The 230-nt window shown below is 67.8% G+C and carries 1 protein-coding gene; it reads left to right on the top strand.

Annotated elements, in window-relative coordinates; translation table 11 throughout:
• Positions 1-230 (top strand): insulinase family protein (locus BST14_RS32515; RefSeq protein ID WP_211280888.1); only part of this gene is annotated, 230 nt, incomplete at both ends.

Here is a 230-nt window from a genome sequence, read left to right as displayed (position 1 = left end):
TTTCTCGGTGGCGCGGCGTTTCCCGGCGACGAGCGCCTGATGCCGTGGTTGCAGGTGCGCGGCGGCCAGGTCAACGCCAGCACCCGGGGCAGGACCACCGACTATTTCTTCGAGGTGACGGCGGAGCACCTTGGCGCCGGTCTGGCACGGCTGATCGACATGCTCGCCCGCCCCTTGCTGGACATCGATGCGCAACGGCGCGAGCGCGAAGTACTCGAGGCCGAATACCT

Origin of the sequence: Mycobacterium arosiense ATCC BAA-1401 = DSM 45069 (assembly GCF_002086125.1) — a bacterium.
Taxonomy (GTDB): domain Bacteria; phylum Actinomycetota; class Actinomycetes; order Mycobacteriales; family Mycobacteriaceae; genus Mycobacterium; species Mycobacterium arosiense.
Note: the sequence above shows the minus strand (reverse complement) of the source record. Positions and strands in the feature narration are given on the sequence as shown.